This window comes from Kineococcus aridisoli (assembly GCF_050871885.1).
GTDB lineage: Bacteria > Actinomycetota > Actinomycetes > Actinomycetales > Kineococcaceae > Kineococcus.
Map to the genome: position 1 here is coordinate 1 of NZ_JBJLSF010000067.1, position 26,945 is coordinate 26,945.

General features: G+C 77.0%; 23 protein-coding genes, 1 tRNA gene and 1 other RNA gene. 13 read left to right on the plus strand and 12 right to left on the minus strand.

The annotated features are described in order from the left end of the window. Nucleotides 1-117 precede the first annotated feature (117 nt). Nucleotides 118-1,686, minus strand: a complete 1,569-nt coding sequence (locus ACRYM2_RS16675; RefSeq protein ID WP_432523559.1) for an alanine/glycine:cation symporter family protein — start codon at nt 1,684-1,686, stop codon at nt 118-120. A gap of 84 nt (nt 1,687-1,770) precedes the next feature. Then, the gene (locus ACRYM2_RS16680) at nt 1,771-3,405 is read right to left on the minus strand and encodes an ABC-F family ATP-binding cassette domain-containing protein (RefSeq protein WP_432523560.1); all 1,635 of its coding nucleotides are present in this window, start codon (nt 3,403-3,405) and stop codon (nt 1,771-1,773) included. 104 nt (nt 3,406-3,509) lie between these two features. On the opposite strand from ACRYM2_RS16680, the gene ACRYM2_RS16685 reads away from it, so the two are divergent. The 5 genes from ACRYM2_RS16685 to ACRYM2_RS16705 all read left to right on the plus strand — a co-directional run bounded on the left by ACRYM2_RS16685 (nt 3,510) and on the right by ACRYM2_RS16705 (nt 8,373). Further along, nucleotides 3,510-4,238 (plus strand): class I SAM-dependent methyltransferase, encoded by a 729-nt coding sequence (locus ACRYM2_RS16685; protein WP_432523561.1) that lies wholly within the window; start codon nt 3,510-3,512, stop codon nt 4,236-4,238. Between the two features lie 131 nt (nt 4,239-4,369). Beyond that, nucleotides 4,370-4,678 carry a hypothetical protein gene (locus ACRYM2_RS16690; RefSeq protein ID WP_432523562.1) on the plus strand — a complete coding sequence of 103 codons (309 nt, stop codon included), beginning with the start codon at nt 4,370-4,372 and terminating at the stop codon, nt 4,676-4,678. Nucleotides 4,679-4,733: 55 nt separating this feature from the next. After that, nucleotides 4,734-6,473 (plus strand): NAD(P)/FAD-dependent oxidoreductase, encoded by a 1,740-nt coding sequence (locus ACRYM2_RS16695; RefSeq protein WP_432523563.1) that lies wholly within the window; start codon nt 4,734-4,736, stop codon nt 6,471-6,473. Beyond that, complete coding sequence (locus ACRYM2_RS16700) at nt 6,470-8,008, plus strand: ATP-binding protein (RefSeq protein ID WP_432523564.1); 1,539 nt, start codon at nt 6,470-6,472, stop codon at nt 8,006-8,008. Before ACRYM2_RS16695 ends, ACRYM2_RS16700 begins: the two co-directional genes overlap by 4 nt. Beyond that, nucleotides 8,005-8,373, plus strand: a complete 369-nt coding sequence (locus ACRYM2_RS16705) for a UBP-type zinc finger domain-containing protein (protein WP_432523565.1) — start codon at nt 8,005-8,007, stop codon at nt 8,371-8,373. The genes ACRYM2_RS16700 and ACRYM2_RS16705 overlap by 4 nt, the downstream gene beginning before the upstream one ends. On the opposite strand, the gene ACRYM2_RS16710 is transcribed toward ACRYM2_RS16705, so the two are convergent. Both ACRYM2_RS16710 and ACRYM2_RS16715 read right to left on the minus strand, forming a co-directional pair. After that, nucleotides 8,363-9,304, minus strand: a complete 942-nt coding sequence (locus ACRYM2_RS16710) for a PfkB family carbohydrate kinase (RefSeq protein ID WP_432523566.1) — start codon at nt 9,302-9,304, stop codon at nt 8,363-8,365. The genes ACRYM2_RS16705 and ACRYM2_RS16710 overlap by 11 nt on opposite strands. Nucleotides 9,305-9,384: 80 nt before the next feature. Beyond that, on the minus strand, nt 9,385-10,038 hold the full coding sequence (locus ACRYM2_RS16715) for a DUF2238 domain-containing protein (RefSeq protein WP_432523567.1): 654 nt from the start codon (nt 10,036-10,038) through the stop codon (nt 9,385-9,387). A gap of 83 nt (nt 10,039-10,121) precedes the next feature. Here ACRYM2_RS16715 and ACRYM2_RS16720 point away from each other — a divergent pair, with 83 nt between their 5' ends. Further along, nucleotides 10,122-11,465, plus strand: coding sequence for a uracil-xanthine permease family protein (locus tag ACRYM2_RS16720; protein ID WP_432523568.1), 1,344 nt, complete (start codon nt 10,122-10,124; stop codon nt 11,463-11,465). Between the two features lie 54 nt (nt 11,466-11,519). On the opposite strand, the gene ACRYM2_RS16725 is transcribed toward ACRYM2_RS16720, so the two are convergent. The 8 genes from ACRYM2_RS16725 to ffs all read right to left on the minus strand — a co-directional run bounded on the left by ACRYM2_RS16725 (nt 11,520) and on the right by ffs (nt 19,623). Then, nucleotides 11,520-11,690: a hypothetical protein gene (locus tag ACRYM2_RS16725; RefSeq protein WP_432523569.1), complete on the minus strand. Its 171-nt coding sequence runs from the start codon at nt 11,688-11,690 to the stop codon at nt 11,520-11,522. A gap of 49 nt (nt 11,691-11,739) precedes the next feature. Then, nucleotides 11,740-13,158 carry a GntP family permease gene (locus tag ACRYM2_RS16730; RefSeq protein WP_432523570.1) on the minus strand — a complete coding sequence of 473 codons (1,419 nt, stop codon included), beginning with the start codon at nt 13,156-13,158 and terminating at the stop codon, nt 11,740-11,742. A gap of 152 nt (nt 13,159-13,310) precedes the next feature. Next, the gene (locus tag ACRYM2_RS16735; RefSeq protein ID WP_432523571.1) at nt 13,311-14,384 is read right to left on the minus strand and encodes an aspartate-semialdehyde dehydrogenase; all 1,074 of its coding nucleotides are present in this window, start codon (nt 14,382-14,384) and stop codon (nt 13,311-13,313) included. Then, on the minus strand, nt 14,381-15,673 hold the full coding sequence (locus tag ACRYM2_RS16740; RefSeq protein ID WP_432523572.1) for an aspartate kinase: 1,293 nt from the start codon (nt 15,671-15,673) through the stop codon (nt 14,381-14,383). The genes ACRYM2_RS16735 and ACRYM2_RS16740 overlap by 4 nt, the downstream gene beginning before the upstream one ends. 113 nt (nt 15,674-15,786) lie before the next feature. Then, entirely contained in the window at nt 15,787-16,395 is a 609-nt protein-coding gene (locus ACRYM2_RS16745) for a DUF5063 domain-containing protein (RefSeq protein WP_432523573.1), read from the minus strand. Next, nucleotides 16,388-16,987 carry a recombination mediator RecR gene (recR, locus tag ACRYM2_RS16750; protein WP_432523574.1) on the minus strand — a complete coding sequence of 200 codons (600 nt, stop codon included), beginning with the start codon at nt 16,985-16,987 and terminating at the stop codon, nt 16,388-16,390. The genes ACRYM2_RS16745 and recR overlap by 8 nt, the downstream gene beginning before the upstream one ends. Nucleotides 16,988-17,069: 82 nt before the next feature. Then, nucleotides 17,070-19,451, minus strand: a complete 2,382-nt coding sequence (locus ACRYM2_RS16755; protein ID WP_432523575.1) for a DNA polymerase III subunit gamma and tau — start codon at nt 19,449-19,451, stop codon at nt 17,070-17,072. 75 nt (nt 19,452-19,526) lie between these two features. After that, nucleotides 19,527-19,623, minus strand: an RNA gene (gene ffs, locus ACRYM2_RS16760) — signal recognition particle sRNA small type. Between the two features lie 97 nt (nt 19,624-19,720). Between ffs and ACRYM2_RS16765 the strand changes: the two genes are divergently transcribed. The 7 genes from ACRYM2_RS16765 to ACRYM2_RS16795 all read left to right on the plus strand — a co-directional run. Then, a tRNA-Ser gene (locus tag ACRYM2_RS16765) sits at nt 19,721-19,805 on the plus strand. Nucleotides 19,806-19,891: 86 nt separating this feature from the next. After that, nucleotides 19,892-20,191, plus strand: coding sequence for a type II toxin-antitoxin system VapB family antitoxin (locus ACRYM2_RS16770; RefSeq protein ID WP_338075207.1), 300 nt, complete (start codon nt 19,892-19,894; stop codon nt 20,189-20,191). A 30-nt stretch (nt 20,192-20,221) separates the two neighbouring features. Beyond that, nucleotides 20,222-20,884 (plus strand): LytR C-terminal domain-containing protein, encoded by a 663-nt coding sequence (locus ACRYM2_RS16775; protein ID WP_432523576.1) that lies wholly within the window; start codon nt 20,222-20,224, stop codon nt 20,882-20,884. Nucleotides 20,885-20,994: 110 nt separating this feature from the next. Beyond that, nucleotides 20,995-22,368, plus strand: coding sequence for an SWIM zinc finger family protein (locus ACRYM2_RS16780; protein ID WP_432523577.1), 1,374 nt, complete (start codon nt 20,995-20,997; stop codon nt 22,366-22,368). Then, a complete protein-coding gene (locus tag ACRYM2_RS16785; RefSeq protein ID WP_432523578.1) occupies nt 22,365-24,008 on the plus strand; it encodes a DUF5691 domain-containing protein in 1,644 nt (547 codons plus the stop codon). Before ACRYM2_RS16780 ends, ACRYM2_RS16785 begins: the two co-directional genes overlap by 4 nt. A gap of 2 nt (nt 24,009-24,010) precedes the next feature. Beyond that, the gene (locus tag ACRYM2_RS16790) at nt 24,011-25,129 is read left to right on the plus strand and encodes an ATP-binding protein (protein ID WP_432523580.1); all 1,119 of its coding nucleotides are present in this window, start codon (nt 24,011-24,013) and stop codon (nt 25,127-25,129) included. After that, a partial coding sequence (locus ACRYM2_RS16795) for a DUF5682 family protein (RefSeq protein WP_432523579.1) occupies nt 25,126-26,945 on the plus strand: 1,820 nt, incomplete at its 3' end. The genes ACRYM2_RS16790 and ACRYM2_RS16795, both read left to right, overlap by 4 nt.

The window sequence follows — 26,945 nt, forward strand, 5'->3', positions numbered from 1 at the left end:
TCACCGAGCCGTTCCGCCAGTGGGTCGTCGAGGACGACTTCGCCGCCGGGCGCCCCGCGGGGGTGCGCGCCGGGGCCGGTCGGGAGGGGGTCGAGGGGTCGGGGGTGCCGGGGGGTGTCAGGCCGCCGGGGCCTGCGCCGCGTCGCGGCTCAGCTTGCCGCTGCGGCGGTCGGCGAGGTAGCTGCGCAGCTCCTCCTTGACCACCGGCGCCAGCACGTACAGGCCGATGATGTTGACCAGGGCGCAGACGAAGAGCATCGCGTCCGCCAGCGTCAGCACGGAGCTGAAGGTGAGGACGGAGCCGACGACGGTGAACAGGCAGTAGACGATCCGGAAGGTCAGCACGCTGGCCCTGGAGCGGCCCAGGAAGTGCGCCCACGCCTTCTCCGAGTAGTAGCTCCAGGTGATGAGCGTGGAGAACGCGAAGAGCGCCACGGCGATGGCCAGCACGATCGGGAACCAGGAGACGACGCTCTCGAAGGCGTCGGAGGTGAGCACCACGCCGTCGGCGCTGGTGCTGCCGGTCTCCGCGACCTCCGCGCGGGCGTCCAGCCAGCTCTGCGGGCTGGCGATGACGATCGTCAGGGCCGTCATGGTGCAGATGACCACGGTGTCGACGAACGGCTCCAGCAGGGCGACGAAGCCCTCGGAGACGGGCCGGCGGGTCTTGACCGCGGAGTGCGCGATGGCGGCGGAGCCGATGCCGGCCTCGTTGGAGAAGGCCGCGCGCTGGAAGCCGACGATGAGCGCGCCCAGCACGCCGCCGGCCACCCCCTCGGGGTCGAAGGCGCCGCTGAGGATCGCGCCGACGGCGTCCGGGACCCGGCCGACGTTGCCCAGGATCACCACGAGGCAGGCGGTGATGTACAGGATCGCCATGGCGGGCACCAGCTTGGAGGTGACCCGGCCGATGGAGGAGATGCCGCCCAGGATGACCGCGCCCACCAGGACCGCCAGGACGATGCCGAAGACGAGGGCCGCGCCGTCGCTGCCCAGGGGGCCGTCGTCGCCGCCGGTGACGTTGCGCACCTGCGCGAAGGTCTGGTTGGCCTGGAACATGTTGCCGCCGGCCACGCCGAAGAAGAAGATCGCCACGGCGAAGATCGCGGTCAGGACGGTGCCGACCCAGGTCACCTTCAGCTTGCCGAAGGCCACCTTGAGGTAGCGGAACGGCCCGCCGGTGACGGTGCCGTCGTCGTGGACCTCGCGGTACCTCACGCCCAGGGTGCACTCGACGAACTTCGTGCACATGCCCAGCAGGCCGGCGACGATCATCCAGAAGGTGGCGCCGGGGCCGCCGATGGTGACGGCGACGGCCACGCCGGCGATGTTGCCCAGGCCGACCGTGCCGGAGACCGCGCTCGTCAGCGCCTGGAAGTGGCTGACCTCGCCGGGGTCGTCGTCCCGGCTGAACCGGCCGCGGATGGTCTCCACGGCGACCTTGAGCCCGCGGACCTGGATGACGCCGAAGTACGCGGTGAAGACCAGGCCGGCCAGGACGAGCCAGCCGACGATGAGCGGGAAGGTCGCCCCGCCGATGCTCACCGAGTAGAAGACGACGCTGCTGAGGGCGTCGGCGACCCCGGAGAAGACGCTGTCGACGCTCGACTCGATGGTGGCGAGCGCCCCGCTGTCGGGTTCCACGGTGGTGGACGACCCGAGGGCGTGGAGGGCTGCGGATGGCATCCGGGCAGGGAAGCGCTTCGCAGGTGCGGCGTCAACCGCTACCCGCCGCGCCGGGCGATCCGCAACCCGAACGTCACCTGGCGCCTAGAGCTCGCGCACGGCGCCCGCCTCCACCACCAGCCGCCGCGTCGTCGTCACGGCCTCCAGCAGCCGGCGGTCGTGGCTGACGAGCAGCAGCGTGCCCGGGTAGCCCGCGAGCGCCTCCTCGAGCTGCTCGATGGCCGGCAGGTCGAGGTGGTTGGTGGGCTCGTCGAGGAACAGCAGGTTCACCCCGCGCGCCTGCAGCAGCGCCAGCGCCGCGCGGGTGCGCTCCCCGGGGGACAGGCTCGCCGCCGGGCGCCCGACGTGGGCGGCGCCCAGGCCGAACTTGGCCAGCAGCGTGCGGACCTCCGCGTCGGGCCACTCGGGGACGGCGTCGCCGAAGGCGCGGACCAGCGGCTGCTCGCCGAGGAAGAGCCCGCGCGCCTGGTCCACCTCGCCGACCTCGACCCCGGAGCCCAGCGCCGCCGTGCCGGCGTCGGGGACCAGCCGGCCCAGCAGCAGGTCCAGCAGCGTCGTCTTGCCGGCTCCGTTGGGACCGGTGACGGCGATCCGGTCGCCCGCGTCGACCTGCAGGTCCACCGGCCCCAGGGTGAAGGCGCCGCGGTGCACGAGCGCCCCGCGCAGCGTCGCCACGACCGAGCCCGAGCGCGGGGCGGCCGCGATGCTCATCTGCAGCTTCCACTCCTTGCGGGGCTCCTCCACGACCTCCAGCCGCTCGATCATGCGGTCGGTCTGGCGCGCCTTGGCGGCCTGCTTCTCGCTGCCCTCGCGCATCTTGGCGCGGATGTTCTTGTCCGGCTCGCCCTTGCGGACGGCGTTGCGCACGCCCTTGGCCATCCAGCCACGCTGCATCCGCGCCCGCGCCTCCAGCCCGGAGCGGGTGTCGGCGTACTCGTCGTAGGCCTCCCGGGCGTGCCGGCGCTGCACCTCCCGCTCGGCCAGGAACGCCTCGTAGCCGCCGCCGACGACGCGCACCAGCTGCTGGGCCAGGTCCAGCTCGACGACGCGGTCGACGGTGCGGGCCAGGAACTCCCGGTCGTGGCTGACCACGACGGCGGGTGAGCGCAGCTCGCCGACGAAGCGCTCCAGGCGCGCCAGGCCGTCCAGGTCGAGGTCGTTGGTGGGCTCGTCGAGCAGGAGGACGTCGTAGCGCGAGAGCAGCAGCGCGGCCAGCCCGACGCGCGCGGCCTGCCCGCCCGACAGCGCCGTCATCGCCAGCTCCACGTCGACCGACAGGCCCAGGTCGGCGAGGACCTCGCCGCGCCGCTCCTCCAGGTCGGCGCCGCCCAGGGCGAGCCAGCGCTCCAGCGCCAGCGCGTAGCGGTCGTCGGCGCCCGGTGCGCCCTCGCCCAGCGCGACGGCCGCCTCGTCCATCTCCCGCTGGGCGGCGTCCACGCCGGTGCGCCGGCCCAGGTGGGCGGCCACGCTCTCCCCGGGGCGGCGCTCGGGCTCCTGCGGCAGGTAGCCGACCGTCGCGGTCGGCGGGGACAGCGTCACCGTCCCGGCCTCCGGGCGCTCCAGCCCGGCCAGCAGCCGCAGCAGCGTCGACTTCCCGGCGCCGTTGGCGCCCACCAGGCCGACGACGTCCCCGGGGGCGACCACGAGGTCGAGGCCGGAGAACAGCGTCCTCGTCCCGTGGGCCGCGCCGAGGTCCTTGGCGACGAGGGTTGCGCTCACGCCCCCCATCCTCCCCGACGCCCGCGCCCCGCCTCGACGGGATTCCCCCGGGGTCCCTCCCGTCCGCGCACGGCCCCCGCTCCGGCGGCGGCCAGGATGGGGGCGTGGACACCGCCGCGCACGCCCGCTCCTTCGGCTCCGCCGCCGCGCAGTACGCCCGCGCCCGGCCCGGCTACCCCGACGACGCCGTGGACTTCCTCGTCCCGGCGCCCGCGCGGCGCGTGCTCGACCTCGGCGCCGGGACGGGCAAGTTCACCGCCTCCCTGGTGGCGCGCGGCCTCGACGCGGTGGCCGTGGAGCCGTCCACGCGGATGCTCGCGCAGCTGCGCGCGGCCCTGCCCGGCGTCGAGGCGCACGAGGGCAGCGCGGAGGCGACCGGGTTGCCGGACGCCTGCGTCGACGCCGTCGTCGTCGCGCAGGCCTGGCACTGGGTCGACCCGCAGCGGGCCGTGCCGGAGGTGGCGCGGGTGCTGCGCCCCGGCGGGACGCTGGGGCTGGTGTGGAACGTGCGCGACGACTCCGCCGACTGGGTGAGGCAGCTGTGGTCGCTGGCCCAGCTGGGCCGGGAGCAGGAGGTGCACCGGCCCACCGACCTCGCCGCACTCTTCGGCCCCGTCGAGCACTTCGAGACCGCCCACGTCCACCGCACCGACCGCGCCGGGGTCCTGGACCTGATCGCCTCCCGCAGCTACGTCATCGTGCTGCCCGACGACGAGCGCGCGCAGCTGCTCGCCGCGGTCGCCGACCTGCTGGAGCACCACCCGGCGCTGCGCGGGCACGAGGAGGTCGCCCTGCCCTACCGCACGCACTGCGCGCGGGCGCGCCGCGGCTGAGCGCGGTCGGGCCCCGCCGGGGGACCCGCCGAGGCACCCGGACTCCTCCGACGCCGCGCGGGACCACGCCGGGTGGGGGCAGACTCCTCCTCGGTGCCGGGGGGCGCCGATCGGGCGACGAGGGGGATGCGATGACGGTCGAGCAGGAGCGGCCCACCGGGCACGGGGGCGTGCTGCAGGTGCACCGGGGGCCCGGTGCGGGCTCCGCGCTCGTGGCGGCGGCGCTCTCGCTGCTGTGGCCGGGGCTCGGCCACGCCTACCTGGGCCGCCACGTGCCCGCCGCCGGGCTGGGGGCGGTGCAGGTCGCGCTCGTCGTGCTCAGCGTCCTGCCCGGCGCCTGGCGGGTGACCGGACCGCTGTGGCTGCTGCTCGTCGCGCTGGCGGTGACCACGTCGGTGCTCGCGGCCCGGCGCGCCCGCGGGGGCCCATCCGTCAGGTGACTGCACCGCCCCGGCGGCCCTTGACCCCGGCAGCCCCGGCTGCGAGCTTGCGGGCATGACCGAGACGCCCGCCGGCTCCGCACCGCGCCCGGTGCTGCTGACCGTCGACGACGACCCGGCCGTCTCGCGCGCCGTGGCCCGCGACCTGCGCCGCCGCTACGGGCGCACCCACCGGGTCCTGCGGGCCGAGTCGGGTGCCGACGCGGTGGCCGCGCTGCGCGAGGTGAAGCTGCGCGGCGAACCGGTGGCGGCCGTGCTCGCCGACTACCGGATGCCGCAGATGGACGGGGTGGAGCTGCTGGAGGAGGCGATGGACCTCTTCCCCTCCGCCCGCCGCGTCCTGCTCACCGCCTACGCCGACACCTCCGCGGCGATCCGCGCCATCAACGACGCCGACCTCGACCACTACCTGCTCAAGCCCTGGAACCCGCCGGAGGAGAAGCTCTACCCGGTGCTGGACGCGCTGCTGGAGTCCTGGCGGCCCGAACCGGCCCGCCCCGGCGACGTGGCCGTCGTCATCGGCGACCGCTGGTCGGCGCGCTCGTTCGCGGTGCGGGACTTCCTGGCGCGCAACGAGGTCCCCTACCGCTGGCTGCTCGTGGAGCAGCCCGAGGCGGGGCGGCTGCTGCAGGCCGCGGGCGTGGTGCCCGCCGACGCCGACGGGCGTGCCGAGGGCCCGGTGCGCCTGCCCGTGGTGCTCGCCCCGGACCGCGACCCGGAGGGCTCCGGCGGGCACCCGCGCGTCCTCGTCGACCCCGACGACACCGCGCTCGCCGACGCCGTCGGGCTCTCGACGCGACCGCAGCAGGAGTTCTACGACCTCGCCATCGTCGGCGGCGGCCCCGCCGGGCTGGGCGCCGCCGTCTACGGCGCCTCCGAGGGGCTGCGCACCGTCCTCGTCGAGGAGCGCGCCACCGGCGGGCAGGCCGGGCAGAGCTCGCGCATCGAGAACTACCTGGGCTTCCCCGACGGGCTCTCCGGGGCGCAGCTGGCCGACCGCGCCCGCCGGCAGGTGGCCAAGTTCGGCGCCGAGGCGCTGTCGGCGCGCAGCGTGACGCGGCTGGAGGCCTGCGGCAACGCCCGCGTGCTGCGCTTCGCCGACGGCAGCAGCGTGGCCGCGCACACCGTCCTGCTGGCCACCGGCGTCTCCTACCGCACGCTGCGCGGGCCGGGGCTGGAGGAGTTCACCGGCCGCGGCGTCTACTACGGCGCCGCGCTGTCGGAGGTCAACGCCTGCGCCGACGAGGACGTCTTCGTCGTGGGCGCCGCGAACTCCGCCGGGCAGTCCGCGGTGAACCTGGCCCGCTCCGCGCGCAGCGTGACGATGCTCGTGCGCGGGCCGAGCATCGAGGCGTCGATGTCCAGCTACCTCGTCGAGCAGATCGCCGCCCGCCCGAACATCCGCGTCCTCACCTGCACCGAGGTCACCGGCGCCGCCGGCGACGGGCACCTGGAGCGGCTGCGCCTGCTGGACAAGCGCACCGGCCACGAGCGCGAGGTCGAGGCCCAGCACGTCTTCGTCTTCATCGGCGCCCTGCCGCGCACCGACTGGCTCGACGGCGTCGTGGCGCGCGATCCCAAGGGGTTCGTCCTGGCCGGCCCCGACCTGCTCGTCGACGGCGAGCGGCCCGCGGGCTGGCCGCTGGAGCGCGACCCCTACCACCTGGAGACCTCGCTGCCGGGGGTGTTCGTGGCCGGGGACGCGCGCGCCGACTCGGTCAAGCGCGTCGCCTCCGCCGTCGGCGAGGGCGCGATGGCCGTCATGCTCGTCCACCGCTACCTGGCGCGCTCGTGACCGCCGTCGAGGCGGGCGGGCCGGTCGCCGCCCGCTCCGGCCCCGAGCGGCTGGACCCGCAGGAGCTGCGCACGCTGTTCCTCTTCGAGCGCCTCGACGAGGAGCAGCTGCGCTGCATCGCCGACGTCGGGGAGGTCGTCGCCGCCGCACCCGGCTGGCTGTACCGCGAGGGCGAGGCCCCGCGGTGGTTCTTCGTGCTGCTGGAGGGGGCCGTCGCGCTGCACCACCGCGTCGGCGGCGACGACCTGGAGATCGGCCGCACCCGCCAGCGCGGCGTCTACGCCGGCGCCTGGGAGGCCTACCTCGGCGACGGGGCGCCGGACGCCTACACCTCCTCGCTGCGGGTGCTGGAACCCTCCCGCTTCCTGCGCATCCCCGCCGCGACGTTCGGCGCGGTCGTGCGCGAGTGGTTCCCCATGGCGGTGCACCTGCTGGAGGGCCTGCGCCTGGGGCTCACCGAGGCCCAGGAGCTGGCCGGCGCCCGCGAGCGCCTGCTCGCCCTCGGCTCGCTGACCGCCGGGCTCACCCACGAGCTGGGCAACCCCGCCGCCGCCCTCGCCCGCACCCTCGCGCAGCTGCGCGCGCAGGTCGACGAGCTGACGGGCGCGCTGCTGCGGCTGGTGCCCGGCGGCGAGCGGCTCGTCGCGGCCCGCGCCCACCTGGCCCCCGCCCCGGGGCCGGTGGTCCTGGACGCGCTGGCCCGCGCCGACGCCGAGGACGCGCTGCTGGAGCGCATCGAGGACCTCGGCGTCACCGACGAGGACGCCGACGACCTGGCCGCCACCCTCGCCGACCGCGGCGTCGGGCCGGGGCAGCTGAGCGCCGCCGCCGCAGCGCTGGACGGGCTGCCCGCCGCGCACGCCGTGCCGTGGCTGGCGCGCAGCACCGCCGTCGACGGCCTGATCGCCGAGGCCGCCACCGCCAGCACCCGCATCAGCGAGCTGCTGGCCTCCGCGGGCGGCTACGCGCAGCTGGACCGGGCCCCCACCCGCTGGCTCGACGTGCGCGAGCTGCTCGACGCCAGCATCGACATGCTCGGCGCGGGAGCCGGCCGCGCGGCCGGCGAGACGCACCTCGTGCGCGACTACGCCGACGTCCCGCAGGTCCTCGGCCACGCCGGTGAGCTGACCCAGGTGTGGACCAACCTGCTCGACAACGCCCTGGACGCCCTCGCGGGCGTGCCGGGGCGGGCGGGCACCGTGACCGTGCGGGTGCGCCCCGACGAGCACGACCGCGCCGTGGTCGTGGAGGTCGCCGACGACGGCCCGGGCATCGCGCCCGAGGTGCTGCCGCGCGTCTTCGAGCCGTTCGTCACCACCAAGGACGTCGGGCAGGGCACCGGGCTGGGCCTGGACATCGCCTGGCGCGTCGTCGTGCAGCGCCACCACGGCCGGCTGTCGGTGACGAGCGAGCCCGGGAGCACCGTGTTCCGGGTGTGGCTGCCGGAGGACCCCGGCGCCGTCGCACCACCCGCAGCAGCACCCGCTGCACCGTCCGCCGCACCACCCGCCGAACCGGAGGAGAGCACCCCGTGAACAGCGACGAGACCGCCGAGCAGATCGACGTCGCCGCCGCGCCCAGCGGCGACGGCTGCGCGGACTGCGAGAGCGCCCAGCCGCAGGGCTGGTGGTTCCACCTGCGCCGCTGCGCCGGCTGCGGGCACGTCGGCTGCTGCGACTCCTCGCCGAACCAGCACGCCCGCGCGCACGCCGACGACACCGGCCACCGCGTCGTGCGCAGCTTCGAGCCGGGGGAGACCTGGTTCTACGACTTCGCCGAGGACGTCACCTACGCCTCCGGGCCCGAGCTCGCGCCGCCGCTGGCCCACCCCGCCGACCAGCCCGCCCCCGGCCCGCGCGGGCGGGTGCCGGGGAACTGGAGGTCGCTGCTCAACCGCTGAGGCGCGCCGCCAGCTCCGCCACGCCGGCCCGGGACAGCTGCGGGCGCCCGCCGAGGCGCTGCACGGTCAGCGCCGCGGCCGCCGTGGCCAGCCGGGCGGCCGCGGCCACCGGCTCCCTGCGGTGCAGCGCCAGGGCCAGGGTCGCGGTGAAGGCGTCCCCGGCCCCGGTGGGGTCGGTCCGCTCGACGTCGACGAGCGGCACCACCTCGCAGCCGCCGGCGGTGGCGACGACCTGCCCGTGCGCGCCGGCGCCGGCCACGACCACCCGCGGGCCGGCGGCGCGCAGCTCGCGGGCGGCCGCCGCGACGGCGTCCGGGTCGGGCAGCGGCCGGCCCACCAGCTGCTCGGCCTCGGCGTCGTCGGCGCGCAGCACGTCCGCGCGCCGCAGCAGCGCCGGGCGCAGCGCCGCGTCCCGCACCGCCCCGTCGGCCACGACGAGGGCGCCGGCGGGCACGAGCTCCAGGGCCGCGGCCAGGGCGTCCGCGGGCTGCTGCAGCTGCAGCAGCACCACGTCGGCGGCCGCCAGCAGCGGCGCGGCGGCCCGCACGTCCGCCGGGCGCAGCAGCACCTGCTCCGGCACGTCCTCCACGAGCCGGCGCTCGCCCCCGGCGGCCACGAGGTCCAGCAGCAGCGCCGTGCGCGCACCCGCCCGCTCCACGACGGCCGAGACGTCGATCCCGTCCGCGCGCGCCTGCGCGAGCGCGTCCGCCCCGGCCGCGTCCGCGCCGACGACCCCCACCAGCGCCGGGCGGGCGCCCAGCTGCGCGGCGGCGACGGCCTGGTTGGCGCCCTTGCCGCCCAGCCCCTCCCAGCGGTGCCGCGCCGGGGCGGAGCCGCCGGGACTGGGCAGGTCGCCGACGGCGAGCACGAGGTCGCGGCCGACCTGGCCGAGCACGACGACGTCCACGGGGTCCGGGGGTGCACCGCTCACCCGGCCATCCTGGGCGCAGCCCGCGGCGGCCGCCTACCGCGGCCGGGTGAAGCCCCTGCTGATCGTCCTCGTGCTCGCCCTCATCGGCTACCTGGCGTACCGGAGGCTGGGCGGACCGCGCTGAGGCGCGGCTCCCGCGCCCGCCGCACCCGCCGCAGCGCGGGTCCGGCCAGGGCCGGCAGCACCAGCGCCACCGCCGAGCCGGTGGTGCCCAGGACCATGTCGCCGAGGGTGTCCTCGTAGGCGGTGGCCAGCTCGGTGCCGTGGCGGATGAACGTCCACCACTCGCCGACCTCCCACAGCAGGGCCAGCAGCGCGCCGCCGCCCACGACCGCCGCCGCGCGCGCCCACCGCGGCCGCAGCGCCGCGACGTCCAGCACCAGGCCGAGCCCCAGCGTCAGCAGGCACCAGTTGGTGAAGTGGTTGACGTCGTCCCACCACACCACCGCGTCGTACAGGCCCAGGGTGTTGCCGCTGACGTCGACGAGGAACGGGGCCATCACCAGCGTCAGCCCCGTCCACGGCACCGCGCGCCCGCGCGTGCGGCCGGCGCGCGCCGCCAGCCACCACAGCGCCGGCGCGCACAGCATGAGCAGCGGGTAGCAGACCAGCCGCGCGGTGAACCCCTTGCCCGCGAACTGCGGCAGGTCGCGGGCGGTGGCGGCGACGACGAGCTGGACGAGGGTGGCGAGGAGGACGGCGGCCGCGGGCAGCCACCGCGGGAAGCGGTGCACGGGCGCAGCGTGCCAGGCGGGGCCGCGGTGCGCCCTAGTCTTCGCCCGGTCGGCGGACGCCGGCGCAGGCGAGAGGAGACCCGGTGGCGGGGACGACGTGGCGGTTGCACGGGGACGGCAGGCAGGTGCGGCCCGGGGCGGTGGTCGCCCCCGACGAGCGGCTGAGCTGGCCGCGCACGATCGGCATCGGGCTGCAGCACGTGGTGGCGATGTTCGGCTCGACGATCCTCGTGCCGGCCATCACGGGCTTCCCGGCCTCCACGACGCTGTTCTTCTCCGCCGTCGGCACCGCGCTGTTCCTGCTGCTCACCCGCAACCGGCTGCCCAGCTACCTCGGCTCCTCCTTCGCCTTCATCGCGCCCATCGGGGCGGCGAGCGCGAGCGGCGGCCAGGCCGGTGCGGCGGGCGGGATCCTGGTCACCGGGGTGCTGCTCGCGCTCGTCGGGCTCGTCGTGCACCTGGCCGGCTCGCGCTGGATCGACGCGCTCATGCCGCCGGTGGTCACCGGCACGATCGTCGCCCTCATCGGCCTGAACCTGGCCCCGGCCGCGTGGGGCAGCTGCACCCCGGACGGCTCCTGCTCGGGCTTCCGGGCGGCGCCCGTCACGGCGCTGGTCACCCTGGGCGCAATCGTCCTGGCGACGGTGCTCTTCCGCGGGATGCTCGGGCGGCTGGCGATCCTCGTGGGCGTGCTCGTCGGCTACGCCTGCGCGCTGCTGCGCGGGGAGGTCGACCTGTCCGGGGCCCGCGAGGCCGCCTGGGTCGGGCTGCCCTCGTTCACCGCGCCGAGCTTCGACGCGGGCGTGCTGGGGCTGTTCCTGCCCGTGGTGTTCGTCCTCGTCGCCGAGAACGTCGGGCACGTGAAGTCGGTGGCCGCCATGACCGGCCGCGACCTGGACCCGCTCACCGGGCGGGCGCTGCTGGCCGACGGCCTGGCCACCACCCTGGCCGGAGCCGGCGGCGGCTCGGGCACCACCACCTACGCCGAGAACATCGGCGTGATGGCCGCCACGAAGGTGTACTCGACGGCGGCGTACTGGGTGGCCGCGGCCGCGGCGCTGCTGCTGAGCTTCTCGCCGAAGTTCAGCGCCGTCGTGGAGTCGGTGCCCGCCGGTGTCCTCGGCGGGGCGGCGACGCTGCTCTACGGGATGATCGGCGTCCTCGGCGCGCGGATCTGGGTGCAGAACCGGGTCGACTTCTCCGACCCGGTGAACCTCACCACCGCCGCCGTCGCGCTCGTCGTCGGCATCGCCAACTACAGCTGGGTGCCGCGCGAGGGGCTGACCTTCGAGGGCATCGCCCTGGGCACGGCCGCCGCGATCGGCGTCTTCCACCTCATGCGGGTCCTCGCCCGCTGGCGCGGCACCTCCCAGGAAGCCGCCAGCCCCGCGTCGGTGCCGGGGGGCAGCGAGCTCGAGGAGCGCTGACCCCGGCCCGCGACGCGGGGCCGGCGGGTGCTGCGGGTGCTGCGGGGAGCGGCCTCAGGCCAGCGGGCCCTCCTCGGGCGAGGGGGCGTCGGCGCTGGCCTGGTCCTCGCCCTGCGGGCCGGTGCCCTCGGCGGTGGGCGGCGCGCCGGTGCCGGGGTCGGCGGCGGGGACCTCGACCTCGCCGGCGTCCTGGGTGGGCGGGGTGAACGGGGTGCTCATCGACATGGCCCCAGTCGACCCGCGAGCGCGGCGGCCCGCAAGCGGAGGACCCCGCTCAGGAGGCGACCGCGTACAGGACCCACACCAGCGCGAACGCCATGAACCCGATGCCGGTGGCGATGACGCTCCACGTCTTCAGCGTCGTCGTGGTGTCCAGCTGCAGGAACCGCCCCACCAGCCAGAACCCCGAGTCGTTGACGTGGGAGAAGGTGATGGCGCCCGCGGTGATGGCCACCACGAGGCAGGCCAGCTGGAAACCGCCCTGCGAGGGGTCCGCGGCGACGGCGGGGGCCAGCAGCCCCGCGGCCGTCGTGCCGGCGACCGTCGCCGAGCCCTGCGCCACGCGCAGCGCGATGGCGATGATGAAACCGGCGAGGACGAGCGGCATGCCCGTCGCCTGCAGCGCGTCGGCGAGCGCGCCGCCGATGCCCGTCTCGGTGAGGACCCGGCCGAACATGCCGCCGGCGCCGGTGATGAGGATGATCGAGCAGACCGGTGCGAGGGCGTCGTCGACGAGGTCCTCCAGCCGGCTGCCCACCTTGCCGCGGTTGGGGCGCACGACGAGCAGCAGCATCGCCAGCAGGCTCGTGATGAGCAGCGCCACCGGGGTCGACCCGATGACCTGCAGCACGACGACGAGGGGGTTGTCCTCGTCGACGCCGTAGTTGCTCACCGCCGTGTTCGAGCCCGTGCCGCAGAAGATGAGGACGAGCGGCAGCAGCAGGACCAGCAGGATGACGCCGAACGAGGGGCGCGGCTGGTCGCCCTCGCCGCCGGGCTTGCCGAGGGTCTCGGGCACGGCGAGGAAGGGGCTGCGCCGGGCCAGGACGAGGGCGAGCCGGTAGCCCATCACGTACCAGGTCGGCAGGCCCACGAGGAGCCCGACGACGAGGACGAGGCCCACGTCGGCGCCGAGCAGGCTGGAGGCCGCGACGGGGCCGGGGTGCGGCGGCACGAGGGCGTGCATCATGAGGAAGGCCCCCGCCGCCGGCATCGCGTAGAGCATCAGCGAGCCCCGCAGCCGCCGCGCCACCGTGAAGATGATCGGCAGCATGACGACGAAACCGGCGTCGAGGAAGATCGGGAACCCGTAGAACAGCGAGGCGACCGACAGCGCCAGCGGGGCGCGCTTCTCGCCGAAGCGGGCCAGCAGCGTGTCGGCCAGGACCCGGGCGCCGCCGGAGGTCTCCACGATGCGCCCGAGGACCGCGCCGAAGCCGACGAGCAGCGCGACGGTGGACAGGGTGTTGCCGAACCCGGAGGTGAGGGTGCTCACCAGGTCCGCCGCCGGGATGCCCGCCGCGATCGCCGTCAGCAGGCTGACGACGACGAGGGCGTAGAAGGCGTGCAGCTTGATCTTGATGATGAGCACCAGCAGGACGGCGATCGCCGCCACCGCCGTCACCATGAGGAACGGTGTGGAGCGGGTCGTCTCCACGGCCGCCGTGGCGGCCGGGAGCAGGGTGGGGAGCATGCCGAGGGGCCTCTCGTCGACAGTGACTGCCCCCGCAGGGTACACACCGGGTTCTATAGAAAATCACAGCTGGCGGCGGATGCGGGTCCCGGTGCCGGAACGCCGACGGCCCGCCCCCGGTGGGGACGGGCCGTCGCGCGCGGAGCGGTGCGTCAGGCGGTGAGCTCGGCGGCCACCAGCTCGGCGATCTGCGCGGTGTTCAGCGCCGCGCCCTTGCGCAGGTTGTCGCCGCAGACGAACAGGTCGAGGGTGTTCGGGAAGTCCAGCGCCTGCCGGATGCGCCCCACGACCGTCGGGTCGCCGCCCACGGTGCCCGCCGGGGTGGGGAAGACGCCGCCGGCGAGGTCGTCGCGGACCTCCACGCTCGGCGCCGCCTCCAGGGCCGCGGTGGCCTCGGCGACCGTCACCGGCTGCGCGAACGTCGCGTGCACGGCCAGGGAGTGCGTGGTGAGCACCGGCACCCGCACGCACGTCGCGGACACCTTCAGGTCCGGGATGCCGAGGATCTTGCGGGACTCGTTGCGGACCTTCAGCTCCTCGCTGGTCCAGCCGTCGTCCTTGAGCGACCCGGCGACGGGGATGACGTTGAGGGCGAGGTGGGTCTGGAAGGGCGAGTCGTCGCCGAGCTTGGCGCTGACGGCGGCCGCGGTGTCCCCGGCGCGCTGGCCCAGGGTGCGGTCGCCCGCGACGACCTCCAGCTCGTCGTAGAGGCGGTCCACGCCGGGCTGCCCGGCGCCGGAGGCGGCCTGGTAGCTGGCGACGACGAGCTCGGTGAGCTGCCAGCGCTCGTGCAGGGCGCCGAGGGCGTCCATCATCGTCAGCGTCGTGCAGTTGGGGTTGGCGATGATGCCCTTGGGGCGGTTGCGGGCGGCGCCGCCGTTGACCTCGGGCACCACGAGCGGGACGTCGGGGTCCATCCGGAAGGCGCCGGAGTTGTCGACGGCCACCGCGCCGCGCTCGGCGGCGATCGGCGCCCACTGCGCGGACACCTCGTCGGGGACGTCGAACATCGCGACGTCCACGCCGTCGAAGACCTCCGGCGTCAGCTCCCGCACGACGACGTCCTCGCCGCGCACCCGCAGGACCTTGCCGGCCGAGCGGGCGGAGGCCACGAGGCGGATCTCGCCCCACACGTCCGGGCGCTCGGACAGGATGCCGAGCATCACCGAGCCGACGGCTCCGGTGGCGCCGACGACGGCCAGGGTGGGCTTGCGGTTCTCGCTCATCGTCCGGTTCCTCCGTAGACCACGGCTTCGGCTTCGGCGTCCAGCCCGAACGCGGTGTGCACGGCGCGCACGGCGTCGTCGAGCTGGTCGGCGCGGGTGACCACGGAGATGCGGATCTCCGAGGTCGAGATCATCTCCATGTTGATGCGCTGCGCGGCCAGGGCCTCGAAGAACGTCGCGGACACGCCCGGGTGCGAGCGCATCCCGACGCCGATGAGCGACAGCTTGCCGATCTGGTCGTCGTACTCCATGCGCTCGAAGCCGATGGAGGACTTCACCTTCTCCAGGGCCGCGGTGGCCGTGGCGCCTTCGGCCTTGGGCAGCGTGAAGGAGACGTCGGTGCGCCCGGAGGCGCCCACCGACACGTTCTGCACGATCATGTCGATGTTGATCTCGGCCTGGGCGACGGCCTTGAAGATCGCCGCGGCGGTGCCGGGGCTGTCCGGCACGCCCACGACGGTGATCTTGGCCTCGCTGCGGTCGTGCGCGACACCGGAGATGATCGGCTGTTCCACGGGTTCCTCCACGGCGTTCTGGCTCAGGGTGGCGGGGACGGGGGAGTCGGTCACCCACGTCCCCTCGTGCGGGCTGAACGAGCTGCGCACGTGGACGGGCAGGTCGTAGTTGCGCGCGTACTCCACGCAGCGCAGCATCAGGATCTTGGCGCCGCTGGCCGCCATCTCCAGCATCTCCTCGCTGGCGATGCGGTTGATCTTGCGGGCCGTCGGCACGATGCGCGGGTCGGCGGTGAAGACGCCGTCGACGTCGGTGTAGATCTCGCAGACGTCGGCCTTGAGGGCGGCGGCCAGCGCGACGGCCGTCGTGTCCGAGCCGCCGCGGCCCAGGGTGGTGATGTCCTTGGTGTCCTGGCTGACGCCCTGGAACCCGGCGACGATGGCGATGGCGCCCTCGTCGAGCGCGGAGCGGATGCGGCCCGGGGTGACGTCGATGATGCGGGCCTTGCCGTGGGCGGAGTCGGTGATGACCCCGGCCTGCGAGCCGGTGAACGAGCGCGCCTCCAGCCCCAGGTTGGAGATCGCCATCGCCAGCACCGCCATCGAGATGCGCTCGCCGGAGGTCAGCAGCATGTCCAGCTCGCGCGCGGGCGGCATCGGGCTGACCTGCTCGGCGAGGTCGATGAGCTCGTCGGTGGTGTCGCCCATCGCGGAGACCACGACGACGACCTCGTGGCCGGCGCGCTTGGTGGCCGCGATCCGCTGCGCGACGCGCTTGATGCCGTCGGCATCAGCGACCGAGGAACCGCCGTACTTCTGCACCACGAGAGCCACGACGCAGGATTCTACGGACACGGCCGGGGTGCTCCCGGCCGTGTCCACGGCGCCCTGGCCTGCGGCGACGCCTGCCCACCGCGGAGGGCGCGGACTGGGCGATCTGCCCAGCCTCAGGGGTGCAGGGCGTCGAACTCCGCGTCGGAGACCGTCTCGGCGTCCACGTCCAGGCGCAGGTGCGCCAGCAGCGACTGCACGGCCCGCAGCGCCGCGCTCGCCCGCTGCCCCCACGAGGACAGGTAGGAGAACTGCCACCACCACAGCGCCTCGGTGACCTCCCCGCGCTCGTGGTGGCGCAGGCCGTGCTCGAGGTCGGCGGCCACGGCGGCCAGGTCGTCCGACAGCGCCCCCCGCACGAGCGTGGCGTCGGTCAGCGGGTCGACGACGTCGGCGTAGTCGTCCAGGCCCTCGAAGACGTTGGCCAGCCCCGCGCGCACCGGGTCCACGTCGGCGTCGGGGCCGGCGTCCGGTTCGTAGCGGCGGGCCGGGACCACGTCGGCGACCGCCCCGAGCCGGGCGCCGGCCACCAGGGCCTGGCTGACGGCCAGCAGCAGCAGCGACAGGGCCGTGGAGTCCATGCGCCCGGTCGCGACCTCGGTGATCGTCGACAGGTAGACGCGGGCGTCGGCTGCCGTGGCCGCGGCGAGCTCCGCGAGCTCGTCGCCCACCGGCTCGGCCGGGGCGGAACCCGCCCGCGCGGAGGGGAGCGCGTCGTCAGCCATCCAGGGACCTCCGTCCGGCGAACGCCCGTCCGAGCGTCACCTCGTCGGCGTACTCGAGGTCACCGCCGACCGGCAGGCCGGAGGCGAGGCGGGTGACCTTCAGCCCCATCGGCTTCAGCAGCCGCGCCAGGTACGTCGCGGTCGCCTCCCCCTCGAGGTTGGGGTCGGTGGCGATGATCGTCTCGGTGACCTCGCCGTCGCTGAGGCGGGCCAGCAGCTCGCGCATCCGCAGGTCGTCGGGGCCGATGCCCTCCATGGGGCTGATGGCGCCGCCGAGCACGTGGTAGCGGCCGCGGAACTCGCGGGTGCGCTCGATCGCGACGACGTCCTTGGACTCCTCCACGACGCAGATGACGCTCGCGTCGCGGCGCGGGTCGCGGCAGACCCGGCACAGCTGCTCCTGCGCCACGTTCCCGCACACCTCGCAGAAGCGGACCTTGCTCTTGACCTCCGTGAGGACGTCGGCGAGCCGCTTGACGTCCACGGCGTCGGCGGCGAGCAGGTGGAACGCGATCCGCTGGGCGCTCTTGGGCCCCACGCCAGGCAGCCGACCGAGCTCGTCGATCAGGTCCTGGACGACTCCTTCGTACACGGAGCAACCCTACGTGCCGACGGCGACACGACCCGACGCCCGGCACGGGCGGCCGCCCGCGCCGGCTGCCGGGGGCACCCGCTCAGCGCTCGTCGGTCGAGATGACCTTGCCGCCCAGGATCTGCTCCACGACGGCCGCCCCCACGAGCTGCGACTCCTCGGCGTCCTCGTCGTCCCGGCTGGGGGTGTCGTCGGCCAGCGACGGCGGGGCGGCCGGCGCCTCGGCGGGAGCGGGCCGCACCGGGGCCGGGGCCGGTCGCGCCGCGGCCGCTGCCGGTCGCGCCTCGGCGCGGGCCGGGGCGGGGGTGCCGCGCCGCGGCGCGGACAGCTGCTCCTCGCCCGGGTCCTCGATGGGCTCCTCCGGCGGAGGGACGTCGTCGTAGTAGCCGTTGCCGGCGCCGGTGGTGGCGGGCGCGCCGGTGGTGGCGACGCCCGCGGCGGCCCGGCCCGCCGGGGGAGCGGCCGGCGGCGGCGAGACCGGGTCGGGTGCGGGCCGGACGGCCTGCTGGGCGGCCTGCTGGGCGGCCTGCTGGGCGGGCGGCTGGGCGGGCGGCTGGGCGGAGGGCGCCGGGCGCGCCGGTGCGGACCAGTCCCCGCCGCCGCCGCGCGGGCGGCGGGCGGGTGCGCCGCGGCCGCCGCGGGCGGTCTCGGTGCCGGCGCCGGCGGCCACGACCGTGGCCTCGATGCCGCTGACGTCCAGCAGCGCCTCGGCGACGAACCCGGCGTGGTTGCCGCGCCCGAACGTCGTCGCCAGGCCCGGCGTCTTGAACTGCAGGGTGAGGACGCCGCCGCGGCAGTCGGCGACCGTGGCGTTCTCGGCGACCAGCGACCACGTCGTGCGCTTGAGGGTGAACAGCGCGCCGAGCACGTCCGTCCACAGCCGCCGGACCGTCTCGGCGTCACCGCCGGCCGCCGGGGCCGCGGGCGGTGCAGCCGTGGACGGCTGGGCGTCGGGCCCGGCGGGCGGGGCGGCGGGCGCCGCCTGCGCCGGCGGGGAGCCCGGGGTGCGGGCGACCGGCCAGCCGTCGGTGGAGGCCGCGGCCGGGGAGGCGCTCGCGGCGGCCACCGGCTCGGGGACCGCTCCGGGAGCCGGTTCGGGAGCCGGTTCGGGAGCCGGTTCGGGAGCCGGCCGGGAGACCTCTCGGGCGGCCGGTGCGGCGGCCGGTGCGCTCGGCTGCGCGGCGGTGCCCGCGGGCTCGGGGACGTGCGCGGGCTCGGGGACGTGCGCGGGCTCGGGGACGTGCACGGGCTCGGGCGCGCTGACGGGTGCGGGCTGGGGCGCGGGCGCGGGCGCTGCGAGGGCGCCGGCGGCGCCGACGCGCCGCTCCAGCCGGTCGACCCGCGCGCCCAGCCCGCCGTCGGCGTCCACCCCGGGCAGCAGCAGCCGCGCGCACAGCAGCTCCAGCTGCAGGCGCGGGGAGGTGGCGCCCGTCATCTGCTCCAGGCCGGCGGCCACGACGTCGGCGGCGCGGGACAGCTCCGCGCGCCCCAGGTGCGCGGCCTGGGCCTTCAGGCGCCCCAGCGCGTCCTCGGGCACCGCCAGCGCGTCCGCGGCGGCGTCGCCCACCGCCGCCACGATGACGAGGTCGCGCAGCCGCTGCAGCAGGTCGTCGGCGAAGCGGCGGGGCTCCTGGCCGGTGTCGACGACGCGCTCGACGGCGCGGAAGACCGTCGCCCCGTCGCCGGCGGCGACGGCCTCCACGACGTCGTCGAGCAGCGAGGCGTGCGTGTAGCCCAGCAGCGAGACGGCGACGTCGTAGGTGACGCCGTCCTCGCCGGCGCCGGCGATGAGCTGGTCGAGCACGGACAGGCTGTCGCGCACCGAACCGCCGCCGGCGCGCACGACCAGCGGCAGCACGCCCTTGCCGACGGTCACGCCCTCGCGCTCGGCCAGCTCGGCCAGGTACGTCGTCAGCTGCGCCGGGGGCACCAGCCGGAACGGGTAGTGGTGGGTGCGCGAGCGGATCGTCGTGAGGACCTTGTCCGGCTCCGTCGTGGCGAAAACGAACTTCACGTGCGGCGGCGGCTCCTCCACCGTCTTCAGCAGCGCGTTGAAGCCGGCCGCCGTGACCATGTGGGCCTCGTCGAGGATGTAGACCTTGAAGCGGTCGCGGGCGGGCGCGAAGGACACCCGCTCGCGCAGGTCGCGGGCGTCGTCGACGCCGTTGTGGCTGGCCGCGTCGATCTCGACGACGTCGATGCTGCCCGGGCCGCCGTTGGCCAGGTCGCGGCAGGAGTCGCACTCCCCGCAGGGCGTCGGCGTGGGGCCCTGCGCGCAGTTCAGGCAGCGGGCCAGGATGCGCGCGCTCGTGGTCTTGCCGCAGCCGCGCGGACCGGAGAAGAGGTAGGCGTGGGTGACGCGGCCCTTGGCCAGCGCCTGCCCCAGCGGGGTCGTGACGTGCTCCTGGCCGATCACCTGCGCGAACGTCTCGGGCCGGTAGCGGCGGTACAGGGCGGTCGTCACGGGGTCGAGGCTAACCCTCCGGGCCGACAACGCCGACGGCCTCGGGAGGACCTCGGCGGCCTCCCGGGCCCGGACGTGAGGGACCCCCCGCACACCCGCCAGAGCCCACCTACCCTTGCTGCCTTCCGGCCCTGGGGGGGTTCAGCGGGATGACGCCGCACGAGGGGTCTGCCGCCACTGTACGAGACGCCCGGCCCGGGGTCCAACCGCCCGCCGCGCCGCGCCCCGGGTGCGGAGCACCCGCCGGAGCGCGCTACGCTGGGAGCACTGGAGGATTCGCCTAGTGGCCTATGGCGCACGCTTGGAAAGCGTGTTGGGTTAACGCCCTCAGGGGTTCAAATCCCCTATCCTCCGCAGCGGCGAGGCCCGTCCCCGGTTCCGGGGGCGGGCCTCGCGCGTCTCCCGGACGACCCGGCCCCGGGCGCCTAGACTCCGTGGTCGTGATCTTCCAGGCCGTCGGCGACGGGCGCCCGTACCCCGACCACGGGTACGAGACGGTCGGCCAGTGGGCCGACGTCCCGCCCCGCCAGGTGCGCCTCGACGAGCTCACGACCACCAAGCGCACGCTGGACCTCGACGCCCTGCTGGCCGAGGACTCGACCTTCTTCGGGGACCTGTTCGCCCACGTCGTCTCCTGGCGCGGGCGGCTCTACCTCGAGGACGGGCTGCACCGCGCGGTGCGGGCGGCGCTGCACCAGCGGCAGGTCCTGCACGCGCGGGTCCTGACGGTCCCGGACTGACCGGGACGACGAGGAGGACGAGGGGGGCCGGTGGCACGGCGACGGGATGCGCACGACGGGGTGGACGGCGACCGGGACGACGCGGTGCTGCCCGCCTCCGACGAGTTCGACGAGCAGATCGACGACGGTCTGGACGAGGAGTCCTACCGCCGGCTGTCGGGGCAGCGGCGCAGCAGGCTGTGGCGCCAGCGCGCCGTCTTCGCCGTGATCGTGGCGCTCGTGCTGGCGGTCGGGGGCGGTGCGGCGCTGGTCTACACCGGCCGCTGGGACCCCGGCTCGGACCCCGAGCCCGCGGCCGCCTCCGGACCCTCGTGCCAGGCGCCCGCGCCGCCGCAGCTGCTCCCGCCGGCCGAGGTGAGCGTCGCGGTCCTCAACGGCACCGACCGCCGCGGGCTCGCGGCCACGGTGGCCGCCGAGCTGCGCACCCGCGGCTTCGTCGTGCCCGACGTCGCCAACGCCCCCGTCCCCGCCGGACCGGTGACCGCGGTCGTCAGCTACCCGCCGGCCCAGCTGCAGCAGGCGGTCACCGTCGGCGCGCGCTTCCCGGACGCGCAGCTCGCCGAGGACCCGGCCGCCGCGGCCGTCGCCGTCAGCCTCGGCGACGGCTACCAGCAGCTGCTCGCCGAGGACGCGCTCAGCGCCCCCGCCGCGGCACCCGCGGCGCCGCTGCCCGCCGGCTGCCCGCCCGGCTGAGGACCCCGCCGGGACTCCACAGGGACCCCTGCCGGGGAGCCCGCCGCCGGGCGGGTGAACGTGCTCGCGGCGCCCGGCCCGTGTCGGCGGCGGTCGCTAGCGTCGAACGCGTGATCGACCGCTGGAGCGCCGAGCAGGTGCTCGCGCTGGCCCCCGACGCCGCCGGCGCGGCCGCCGGGCGCAAGCTCGCCGTGCCCGCCCCGTGGTCGCAGACCGGGGCCCTCGCCGCCGCCGACGGGGCCGGGGGCGCGGTCTGGGGGCTGTGCAGGGGCTCGGGCAGCACGCCCTACCAGACGGTCGTGGACCTGTCCGGGCCGGCGTTCAGGTGCTCCTGCCCGAGCCGGAAGTTCCCCTGCAAGCACGCCGTGGGCCTGCTGCTGCTCTGGTCGGGCGGAGCCGTCCCCGAGGCGGCCGCCCCCGCCCCGCACGCCGAGGCGTGGCTGGCGGGGCGCGCGGACAGGGCCGCGCGGACCACCCCCGCCGCCCCTCGCCCCGCGGCGACCGCCGACCCGGCCGCCGCCGCCCGCCGCGCCGGGCAGCGCGCCACCCGCGTCGCGGACGGCGTGGAGGAGCTGTCGCGCTGGTTGCGCGACCAGGCCCGCACCGGGCTGGCGGGTGCCGACCACGCCGGCTACGCCCGCACCGACCCGGTCGCCGCCCGCCTGGTCGACGCGCAGGCCACCGCCCTGGCCTCCGCCGTGCGCCGCCTCGCGGGGGTCGCGGTGTCCGGGCCCGGCTGGTCCTCGCGCCTGCTGGAGGAGCACGCCCTGCTGCACCTGCTCACCGCCGCCCACGGCCGCCTCGCGACCCTGCCGGCGCCGCTGGCCGACACCGTCCGCTCCCGCGTCGGCGCCCCGCCGCGGACCGCGGACGTCCTCGCCGGGCCCGGTGTGCGCGACCGCTGGTCCGTGGTGTCCCTGCGCGACCGCGTCGAGGACCGCCTCGTCGCCCGGCGCGCCCACCTCGCGGGCGAGCGCACCGGCCGCACCGCGCTCGTCCTCTCCTTCGCCCCGCCCGGGCAGCCGCTGGACGCCTCCCTCGTCCCCGGCACCGCCGTCGAGGCGGACCTGCACTTCCACCCCGGCGCGCACCCGCTGCGCGCCGTCGTCGGCGCCCGCCACGGCGACCCGGGCCCGCCGGGTGCCGTCGCCGCCGAGCCGGTGGCCGCCGCGCACGCCCGCTGGGCCGCCGCGGTGGCCGCCGACCCGTGGCTGACCGAGCTGCCCGTCGTGCTCGCCGACGTGGTCCCATCCGCACCGGTGGACGCGAGCGAGCGCGCCGCGCTCCGGGGTGCCGGGCCCGCGGGACGCGGGTGGGCGCTGGTGGACCCCGCCGGGCACGCCATTCCGCTCGCCGACCCCGCGGGGGTGTGGACCCTGCTGGCGGTCGGCGGGGCGCGGCCCTGCGCCGTCGCGGGCGACTGGACCCCGGACGGGGTGCGGCTGAGCGCCGCCCTGACCGCGGACGGGCCGGTCGCCCTGTGAGCACCCCTCCCGCGACCACCTCCGCCGCCGCCGTGCCCGCCGCACCCCCCGCCGCTCCCGGCTGGGACGCGCTCCTGGGCGCCGCCCTGCTGGGCACCGAGCGGCGTCCCGCCGACCTCGCCGCGCTGCCCGCCCCGGTCGCCGCCGCGCTCGCCGGCGTGCGCGCCGCGACGGGGCGGGCGGACGCCCCGACCGCCCTGCTCGACGCCGCCGCGCTGCTGACGGCGTACCGCCGGGCCGGGCGGGCCCCGCTGCCCGGCCGCGCCCCGCTCGCCGCGGCACCCGCCGCCGCCGAGCGCCGGGTCGGGGCGGCGGCCGCCGCGCGCCTCGGCTCGCTGCTGGCCCCGCTGGACCCGGCCGCTCGCGGCGGCGGTGCCGGCGGGAGGGCCGACGGCCTGCTGCGCACGTGGCTGCACCTGGCCGGGGAGGCCGGGCTCGTCGTGCCGCCGGCGCGGCTGCCCGCGCTGCTCGACCTGGCCGCCCGGCGCCCCGAGGTCGCCGCCGCCCTGGCCCCGGTGCTGGGTGCGCGCGGCTGGTGGCTCGCCGGGCACCGCGCCGACTGGAGCGCTGCCCTGGAGCCCCACCGACCCGCCCCCGAGCGGGCGACCGGTGATCAGGAGCCCGGTGAGCAGACCTCGGGTGGGCCCTGGGAGCACGGCACCGCCGCCGAGCGCCGTGCCTGGCTGCGCGCGCTGCGCCGGCGCGACCCGGGGGCCGCCCGCGCCGCGCTGCTGGCCCTGCCGTGGCGCTCCGAGCGCGCCGAGGACCGCGCCGCGTTCGTCGAGGCGCTCGCCGACGGGTTGTCCGCCGAGGACGAGGAGCTGCTCGAACGCGCCCGCGCCGACCGCGGCCAGGACGTCCGCCGCAGGGCCGAGCGGCTGCTGGCGCTGCTGCCCGGTGCCGCGTGGGCGCAGCAGGTGCGCCGGGCGGCGCTCGCCGCGCTCGCGCTGGAGCGGCGTCGGCTGCGGCGCACCCTCGTCGTCACCCTGCCCGACCCCGCCGACGCCGCGCTGCCCGCGGTGAGCGCCGGCGCGGCCCCGGCGGGTGTCGGCCCGGGCGCCTGGGCCCTGCAGCACCTCGTCGCGCTCACCCCGCCCGCCGCCTGGGAGGAGGCGCTCGGCGAGAGCGCCGAGCGCCTGGCCGCCCTGCCCGTCGACGGCGGCCTGGGCCCGGACCTGCACCGCGCCTGGGCGCGGGCCGCCCTCCTGCACCGCGACGTGCGCTGGGCGCGGGCGCTGCTGGCCGCCGGCGCCGCGGCGGAGCACGAGGGCCCGCTGCTGGCCCTGCTGCCGGTGGCCGACCGGGTCGCCGCCGCCGTGGCCACCGCCCGCGCCGGGACGGGTGACGCCCGCAGCGCCGACCGGGTCGTCGTGGCCGTCGCGGCCTGCCCGCTGCCGTGGCCGCCGCCGCTGGCCGAGGCCGTGGTCGGCTGGCTGGCCGCGGCTCCCGGCCCGCACGCGTGGGTGGCGCACGGCCTGCTGGAGCGGGCCGGGCACGCGCTGCCGGCCACCGCCGCCACCGCCGGCGCGGTCCGCGCCGCCGCCGACGCCCTGCCCGCCGACAGCCCGTGGCGCCCCGCCCTGACCGACGTCGCCGACACCGTGGCCGAGCGCCACCAGATGCTCGAGGAGCTCCGTTGACCATCCCCGCCACCACCGGTGCGCCCGCTCCCGGCACCGGCGAGGAGGTGCTGCGCCCGCACGCCGAGCAGGCCTTCGCCGCCGAGCTGGCCGCCCTCGCCGCCGCCGACGACCGCCCCCGCCCGCCGGCGTGGCGGCTGTCGCCGTGGGCCGTGACCACCTACCTGCTCGGCGGGACGCTGCCCGACGGCACGGTGGTCACCCCCAAGTACGTCGGCCCGCGCCGCCTCGTGGAGGTGGCCGTCGCCACCCTGGCCACCGACCGGGCCCTGCTGCTGCTCGGCTCGCCCGGCACCGCCAAGACGTGGGTCTCCGAGCACCTGGCCGCCGCCGTCAGCGGCCGCTCCACCCTGCTCGTGCAGGGCACCGCCGGCACCGCGGAGGAGGCGATCCGCTACGGCTGGAACTACGCCCGCCTGCTGGCCGAGGGGCCCAGCGCCGCCGCCCTCGTCCCCTCCCCGGTCATGACCGCGATGGAGCAGGCCGGCATCGCCCGCGTCGAGGAGCTGACGCGCATCCCCTCCGACGTGCAGGACGCGCTCATCACCGTGCTGTCGGAGAAGACGCTGCCCGTCCCCGAGCTCGGGATCGAGGTGCAGGCCCGCCGGGGCTTCAACGTCATCGCCACCGCCAACGACCGCGACCGCGGCGTCAACGAGCTGTCCTCGGCGCTGCGCCGCCGCTTCAACACCGTCGTCCTGCCGCTGCCGGCCAGCGAGGACGAGGAGGTCGACATCGTCACCCGCCGCGTCGCGCAGCTCGGCACCGCGCTCGCGCTGCCACCGGTGCCGGCGGCCGCCGAGGAGATCCGCCGCGTCGTCACCGTCTTCCGCGAGCTGCGCTCGGGGCAGACCACCGACGGGCGCACCCGCCTGAAGACCCCCTCGGGCACCCTGTCGCCGGCGGAGGCGATCTCCGTCGTCACCCACGGCATCGCGCTCGCCGCGCACTTCGGCGACGGGCGGCTGCGCCCTGACGACGTCGCCGCCGGCATCCTCGGCGCTGTCGTCAAGGACCCCGTCGCCGACCGCGCCGTCTGGACCGAGTACCTCGAGGCCGTCGTCCGCGAGCGCCGCGACTGGGCGCCCTTCTACCGCGCCTGCCGCGAGGTCGGCGGGTGAGCGCGAGCACCACCGGACGCACCGCCGGACCCGGCGGCGGGGCCGTCGAGGCTCCCGTCGTGGAGGTCCTCGGCGTCCGCCACCACGGCCCCGGCTCCGCCCGTGCGGTGGTCGCGGCGCTGGAGCGGTTGCGGCCCGACGTCGTCCTCGTCGAGGGCCCCGCGGACGCCGACCCGGTGGCCGCCCTCGTCGCCGACCCCGGCCTCGTGCCACCGGTCGCGCTGCTCGCCCACGTCACCGACGCCCCCGGCACCGCGGCGTTCTGGCCGTTCGCGGTGTTCTCCCCGGAGTGGCAGGCGCTGGTGTGGGCGAACGCGCACGGCGTCCCGGTGCGCTTCTGCGACCTGCCCTCCGGCACCAGCCTCGCCCAGCGCGCCGAGGACGCCCAGCGCGCCGAGGACGCCGAGGACGCCGGGGGAGCGGCCGAGGACCCGCTGGGCGTGCGCCGCGACCCGCTGGCCGCGCTCGCCGCGGCCGGCGGCCACGACGACCCGGAGCGCTGGTGGGAGGACGTCGTGGAGTCCCGCCTGGAGGCCCCCACCCCCTTCGACGTCCTCACCGAGGCGATGGCCGCGCTGCGCGCCGCCGCGCCCGCGCTGCCCGCGGCGCAGCAGCTGGTGGAGGACCGGCGCGAGGCGCACATGCGCCAGGTGCTGCGCGAGGTCCTCAAGGGCGGGGCCCGCCGGGTCGCCGTCGTCTGCGGAGCCTGGCACGCACCGGCGCTGAGCGGTGCGCTGCCGTCCGCGGCCTCCGACGCCCGCCTGCTGCGCGGGCTCCCCAAGCGCCGGACCACCGTGACCTGGGTGCCGTGGACGCACTCGCGGCTCGCGCACGCCTCCGGCTACGGCGCGGGCATCACCTCCCCGGGCTGGTACCACCACCTGTTCACCGCCCGCGACGAGCCCGTCGCGCGCTGGCTGACGAAGGTCGCCGGCGTCCTGCGCGCCGAGGACCTGCCCGTCTCCAGCGCCCACGTCATCGAGGCCGTGCGGCTGGCGCAGACCCTCGCCGTGCTGCGCGGGCGCCCGCTGGCCGGGCTCGCCGAGGTCACCGAGGCCACCCGCGCCGTGCTGGCCGACGGCGAGGAGGCCCTGCTGGCCCTGGTGACCGACCGCCTGGTGGTCGGCGAGGCGATGGGCACCGTCCCCGACGGCGCACCGACCGTCCCGCTGGCCGCCGACCTGCGCGCGAGCGCGAAGCGGCTGCGGCTGGCGCAGGAGCCCGCCGAGCGGGTCCTGGAGCTGGACCTGCGCAAGGACACCGACGCCGCCCGCAGCCGGCTGCTGCACCGGCTGCGGCTGCTGGGCGTCGAGTGGGGGGTGCCCGCCCGCTCGCAGGTCCGCGGCACCGGCACGTTCCGCGAGGCGTGGCGGCTGGCCTGGGCGCCCGAGCTCGCCGTGGCCGTCGTCGAGGCCTCCCCGTGGGGCACCACCGTGCCGGCCGCGGCGAGCGCCAGGGCGGTCTCCGAGGCCGCCGGTGCCCCGCTGCCCGAGCTCACCGCGCTCGTGGAGCGCTGCCTGCTGGCCGACCTGCCCGAGGCGCTGCCCGCGGTCGTCGGCGCGCTGGACGAGCGCGCCGCCCTCGACCTGGACGTCGCCCACCTGGTGGCCGCGCTGCCCGCGCTCGTGCGCGCCGCCCGCTACAGCGACGTCCGCGGCACCAGCGCCACCACGCTGACCGCCGTCGCGGGCGGCCTGCTCGTGCGCACCTGCGCCGCGCTGCCGGCCGCCGTGAGCGGCCTCGACGACGCCGGGGCGGCCGCGCTGCGGGCGGCCCTGGACGACGTCCACGCCGCCGTCGTCCTGTGGGACGACGG

Bases quoted from the DNA above. Each gene is read 5' to 3' on its own strand.
- ACRYM2_RS16690 (WP_432523562.1), top strand. From the start codon at position 4,370: ATGACGGTCGAGCAGGAGCGGCCCACCGGGCACGGGGGCGTGCTGCAG.
- ACRYM2_RS16730 (WP_432523570.1), bottom strand. From the start codon at position 13,158: ATGCTCCCCACCCTGCTCCCGGCCGCCACGGCGGCCGTGGAGACGACC.
- ACRYM2_RS16695 (WP_432523563.1), top strand. From the start codon at position 4,734: ATGACCGAGACGCCCGCCGGCTCCGCACCGCGCCCGGTGCTGCTGACC.
- ACRYM2_RS16675 (WP_432523559.1), bottom strand. From the start codon at position 1,686: ATGCCATCCGCAGCCCTCCACGCCCTCGGGTCGTCCACCACCGTGGAA.
- ACRYM2_RS16735 (WP_432523571.1), bottom strand. From the start codon at position 14,384: ATGAGCGAGAACCGCAAGCCCACCCTGGCCGTCGTCGGCGCCACCGGA.
- ACRYM2_RS16745 (WP_432523573.1), bottom strand. From the start codon at position 16,395: ATGGCTGACGACGCGCTCCCCTCCGCGCGGGCGGGTTCCGCCCCGGCC.
- ACRYM2_RS16725 (WP_432523569.1), bottom strand. From the start codon at position 11,690: ATGTCGATGAGCACCCCGTTCACCCCGCCCACCCAGGACGCCGGCGAG.